A 5,450-nucleotide genomic window follows, 5' to 3' on the forward strand; every position below is an offset into this window, starting at 1 on the left:
GCTGGCCGGTGACGCCGCGCACGTGCTGCCCCCGTCCGGCGGTCTGGGACCGGGCCGGTCGGTCGGCCGTACGGGGGTGAGGCCCGGCCTCGGCCGCCCTGCGCGCACGTACGCCGAACCCACGTGCGGGGCGGGTCTCCGGGGAACGCCCTGGTCCGTCCCGAGGTGGGGACCGTCTGCCCGGCCCGGACGGTGAACTGGCGTACCCGCGGTCGGGCTTCGGCGACGCGGGGGCGGGGGCGGGGCGGCGGATCGATGCGGGCACAGGCCGCGTGTTGATGAGATCGCCTGATGCGCTCGCCGATGAGCTCGCCCGACGGCGGCGCCAGCTGAGATGCCCCGGCCGAGATGGCCCGACCGAGATGCCCCGCCCGAGTTCGCCTGCCGCGTCGGCGGCGGAGAGGACCTGCACCCAGGGGATCTTCAGGAGTTGTCGAGGACCGGGAAGCGGCGCGGTGCCAGAACCAGCAGCGCCACGAATGCCAGTGCCGCCGCGCCCGCCGCCCCGAAGTACACCGCGTGCACGGCCGCCGCGATCGCCCGCCGGGTCGCCTCCGGCGCCGCGCCCGTGCCCAGTGCCCGGGTCACCGAGTCCAGGTCGCTCGCGCCGCCGAGCCGGGACGCGAGTACGCCGTTGGCCACCGCGCCGAACAGGGCCGCGCCGATGGTCTGCCCGGTCTGGCGGCAGAAGAGGACGGAGGCAGTCGCCGTACCCCGCTCCGACCAGCCGACCGTCGACTGGACGCCGATTATCAGGGGGAGTTGGAACAGTCCGAGGGCGGCGCCGAGCAGCAGCATCAGGAGGGTTGGCTGCCACGGGGAGCCCGGATAAGGGAGGAAAGGGAACGCCAGCAGGATCAGGGCCGCCGCGCCGATGCCGAGCAGCGCGGTGTCGCGGAAGCCGATCCTGCGGTACACGTGCTGGCTCAGCGCCGCCGACACCGGCCAGCTCAACGTCCATACGGACAGCACGAATCCGGCGGCGATGGGGGCCAGGCCCAGCACCGACTGGGCGTACGTGGGCAGGAACACCGTCGGGGCCACCATCAGCAGGCCCAGTGCGCCCAGGGCCAGGTTGACGGCCGCGATCGTGGGGCGCCGCCACACCCACCCGGGGATGATCGGCTCCGCCGCCCGGCGTTCGATCACCACCACGAGGAACACCAGCGCAAGTCCCGTACCGAAGAAGGCGGTTGACTGCCAGGACAGCCAGGGCCAGGCCACGCCGCCCTGGACGAGGGCGGTCAGCAGTACACCGCCGCACGCGAACACCGCGAGCGCGCCGGCCCAGTCGACGCGTGTGCGGGAGTGGGGGCCGGAGGTGTCGCGCCGGGGTTCGTGGAGGTGGCGAGCCAGCAGCCACATCGCCACCGCGCCGACGGGCAGGTTGACGAGGAAGATCCAGCGCCAGTCGGCGTAGGCCGCCAGAACTCCGCCCAAGGCGGGGCCCGCCACCGCCGAGGCCGCCCACACCGACGACAACCTGGCCTGGATGCGCGGGCGTTGCTCCAGGGGGTAGAGGTCGGCGGCGAGGGTCTGGACCGTGCCTTGGAGGGCGCCGCCGCCGAGACCCTGGACGATCCGGAAGGCGATCAGCGCGCCCATGTTCCAGGCCAGCGCGCAGAGCAGTGAGCCGAGGAGGAAGAGGGCGGCGCCCGCGATCAGGACCGGCTTGCGGCCGAAGGTGTCGGAGAGCTTGCCGTACACCGGGAGGCTGACCGTGACGGCCAGCAGATAGCCCGAGAACAGCCAGGAGAAGACGGAGAAGCCGCCGAGGTCGCCGACGATCTGCGGTACGGCGGTCGACACGATGGTGGAGTCGAGCGCGGCCAGCGCCATCGCGAGCATGAGCGCGGCGACGACGGCTCCCCGCTTCCCGGTTCCGGTCCGCCCCTGCGTCACGCCGGGTATCGCGGGCTTCGTACGACGGCGGCTGCTGCTGCCCACCGGATTCCTTTCCCTCTACATCTATCTGTCGGCGACCACTCTGCCACTTGACCCTCACGCGGCGGGAGGGTGGAGCCTGGCAGGGCTGGAGGGTGGAGCAACCCTGAGATCCGCTCCACCGAGGGGTGGACAACCCTTAGGGGTAACTCCGCATCAGGGCTCGGGGAGGGTTCGTACCGGCGGAGGACGAGACGAGGGGCGGGCCGTCCTTAACCTGGTCTTACGCCGCTGGGTACGGGGTTCCTGAACTTCGGGGGTGGGGTTTTCCCCAGCAGAAGACTGCGCTGGGCACCAGAGACCCGGACCCCTTCCCGCCAGCAGACTCATGGACATACCGCAGAGCCACGCACCACCAGGTGTCAGTGCGCTCTTGGCAGTGACCGACTTAGGAGACATACCATGACATCGGCTGTGACAATCACCAGGCACGGGGGCACTGGAGGGGGTACGGCCGTTGCCGCACGGGCGCGGCAGGTCGTGAAGGCGTACGGGTCCGGGGAGACCCGGGTCGTCGCCCTGGACAATGTGGATGTCGACATCGCGCGGGGAGAGTTCACCGCGATCATGGGCCCCTCGGGTTCCGGCAAGTCCACCCTCATGCACTGCCTGGCCGGCCTCGACACAGTGAGCAGCGGCCAGATCTATCTCGACGACACCGAGATCACCGGGCTCAAGGACAAGAAGCTGACGCAACTGCGCCGGGACCGGATCGGGTTCATCTTCCAGGCGTTCAACCTGCTGCCGACGCTCAGCGCGCTGGAGAACATCACGCTGCCCATGGACATCGCGGGCCGCAAGCCGGACAAGGGCTGGCTGGCCCAGGTGGTCGAGACCGTCGGGTTGAAGGACCGGCTCAAGCACCGGCCCAACCAGCTCTCCGGCGGCCAGCAGCAACGCGTCGCTGTAGCCAGGGCGTTGGCGGCCCGACCCGAGATCATCTTCGGTGACGAGCCGACCGGAAACCTCGACTCCCGTGCGGGCGCCGAGGTGTTGGGCTTCCTGCGCCGCTCGGTGGACGAGCTGGGCCAGACCATCGTGATGGTCACGCACGACCCGGTGGCCGCCTCGTACGCGGACCGGGTGCTGTATCTGGCCGACGGCCGGATCGTCGACGAGATGTTCAAGCCGACCGCCGACAGCGTCCTCGACCGGATGAAGGACTTCGACGCGCGGGGGCGTACGTCATGACTGTGCTGAAGACCTCGATGCGCAACTTCTTCGCGCACAAGGGCCGAATGGCTCTGTCGGCCGTGGCCGTGCTGCTGTCGGTGGCGTTCGTGTGCGGGACCCTCGTCTTCACCGACACCATGAACACGACGTTCGACAAGCTCTTCGCGGCCACCTCCTCCGACGTCACCGTGTCTCCGAAGGCGGCGAAGAACGACGACACCCCGCAGAACGGGGTTCCCGACTCCCTGCCGGCCTCGGTGCTGACGAAGGTGCAGCAGGCCAAGGGCGTCAAGTCGGCGGAGGGCGCGGTCAGTTCGATGAACGTGACCGTCGTCGACAGCCACAACGACAACATGGGGTCCAGCAGCGGGGCTCCCACCATCGCGGGCAACTGGACGCGCAACGACCTGCGTTCGATGGAGATCACCAGCGGTCACGCACCCCGTGGGCCCACCGAGGTGATGGTCGACGCCGACACCGCCGACAAGCACCACCTGAAGCTGGGCGACGAGCTGCGTACCATCGCGCAGACCGGTGACATCCGTGCGCGGATCGTCGGTATCGCCACCTTCAAGGTGACCAACCCCGGTGCCGCGGTCGTCTACTTCGACACCGCCACCGCACAGCGCCAACTCCTGGGCGCGACAGGCAGGTTCACCCAGTTCAGCGTCACGGCGGCGGCCGGGACGACGGACGACCAGCTGAAGCGGAACGTAACGCAGGCTCTGAAGGCATCCGATGAGGCTTCGGCCTCCGGCGGATTCAAGGTGCAGACGCAGAAGGAGTTCTCGGACGAGAGCCGTAAGGGCATCAGCCAGTCCCTGAACGTCATCAAGTCCGCCATGCTCGGCTTCGCCGGGATCGCGTTCCTGGTGGGCATCTTCCTGATCATCAACACCTTCTCGATGCTCGTCGCCCAGCGGACCCGCGAGATCGGCCTGATGCGGGCGATCGGCTCCTCCCGCAAGCAGGTCAACCGGTCCGTGCTGGTGGAGGCGCTGCTGCTCGGCTTCGTCGGATCGGTCCTCGGTGTCGGCGCGGGGGTCGGCATCGCGGTCGGTCTGATGAAGCTGATGTCGGCGACGGGCATGAATCTCTCCACCGACGACCTCACGGTCAAGGCGACCACCCCGGTGATCGGCATGATCCTCGGCGTCGTGGTCACAGTCATCGCCGCCTACCTGCCGGCCCGTCGCGCGGGCAAGGTCTCCCCGATGGCCGCACTCCGCGACGCCGGCACCCCGGCAGACGGCAATGCAGGCTTGGTAAGGGCCCTCATCGGGCTGACGCTGACAGGCGCGGGCGGCTTCGCCCTCTACTTGGCGGCCACCGCCGACAAGGCGAGCGACGGCTCACTGGTCCTCGGCGCGGGAGTCGTGCTCTCCCTTCTCGGCTTCGTGATCATCGGCCCGCTGCTCGCGAGCGGTGTCGTACGGGTGCTCAGCGCCCTGCTGCTGCGGGGCTTCGGTCCGGTCGGCCGGCTCGCCGAGCGCAACGCGCTGCGCAACCCGCGCCGTACGGGTGCCACGGGCGCGGCCCTGATGATCGGCCTGGCGTTGGTCGCGTGCCTGTCGGTGGTCGGCTCGTCGATGGTCGCCTCGGCGACGAGCGAGCTGGACGCGTCGGTCGGCGCGGACTTCATCGTCCAGGGCAACCAGCGGATCGTGCCGCAGGCGGAGGCGGCGATGAAGCGCTCGCCCGGCCTGACCCACGTCACCCGCTACAAGGAGGTCGAGGTCACCCTGACCCCGCCCGACGGCAAGGCCGAGCGGACACAACTGACGGCCGCCGACCCGACGTACGCATCCGACCTGCGCCGCACCACGCTCTCGGGCACGCTGAGCGCGGCGTACGGCAAGGACGCGATGTCGGTGGGCTCCGGGTACGCCAAGGACCACCGGGTGAAGGTCGGCGACACGATGACGGTCGCCTTCAAGGGCGGCAGGACGGCGAAGCTGAAGCTCGCCGCGATCACGGACGACGACGTGGCGATCGACCAGGGCTCGCGGTACCTGTCCATCGAGACGATGGAGAAGTACCTCCCGTCCGACAAGGTCCCGCCGAGCAGCCTGATGTTCGCCTCGGCGAAGAAGGGCCAGGAGGACGCGGCGTACGCGGCCCTGAAGAAGGCCTTCGACCCGTACCCGCAGTACCAGGTCCGCGACCAGAGCGACTACAAGCAGGAGTTGAAGGACCAGATCGGCCAGCTCCTGAACATGGTCTACGGCCTGCTGGCCCTGGCGATCGTCGTAGCGGTCCTGGGCGTGGTGAACACCCTGGCGCTGTCGGTGGTGGAGCGAACCCGGGAGATCGGCCTGATGCGGGCGATCGGC

3 protein-coding genes are annotated in these 5,450 nt (G+C 69.6%); 2 read left to right on the forward strand and 1 reads right to left on the reverse strand.

Annotated features, from left to right (window positions below):
• Positions 1 to 423: 423 nt before the first annotated feature.
• A complete protein-coding gene (locus AOK08_RS20140; RefSeq protein ID WP_241827022.1) occupies positions 424 to 1,902 on the reverse strand; it encodes an MFS transporter in 1,479 nt (492 codons plus the stop codon).
• 444 nt (positions 1,903 to 2,346) lie between these two features.
• Here AOK08_RS20140 and AOK08_RS20145 point away from each other — a divergent pair, with 444 nt between their 5' ends.
• Together AOK08_RS20145 and AOK08_RS20150 are read left to right on the forward strand one after the other, a co-directional pair.
• Positions 2,347 to 3,135, forward strand: coding sequence for an ABC transporter ATP-binding protein (locus AOK08_RS20145; RefSeq protein ID WP_055527811.1), 789 nt, complete (start codon positions 2,347 to 2,349; stop codon positions 3,133 to 3,135).
• Positions 3,132 to 5,450, forward strand: a 2,319-nt coding sequence (locus AOK08_RS20150; RefSeq protein WP_055527813.1) for an ABC transporter permease, incomplete at its 3' end; no start/stop codon positions are given. The genes AOK08_RS20145 and AOK08_RS20150, both read left to right, overlap by 4 nt.

Source organism: Streptomyces graminilatus, from assembly GCF_001418565.1.
GTDB classification, from domain to species: domain Bacteria; phylum Actinomycetota; class Actinomycetes; order Streptomycetales; family Streptomycetaceae; genus Streptomyces; species Streptomyces graminilatus.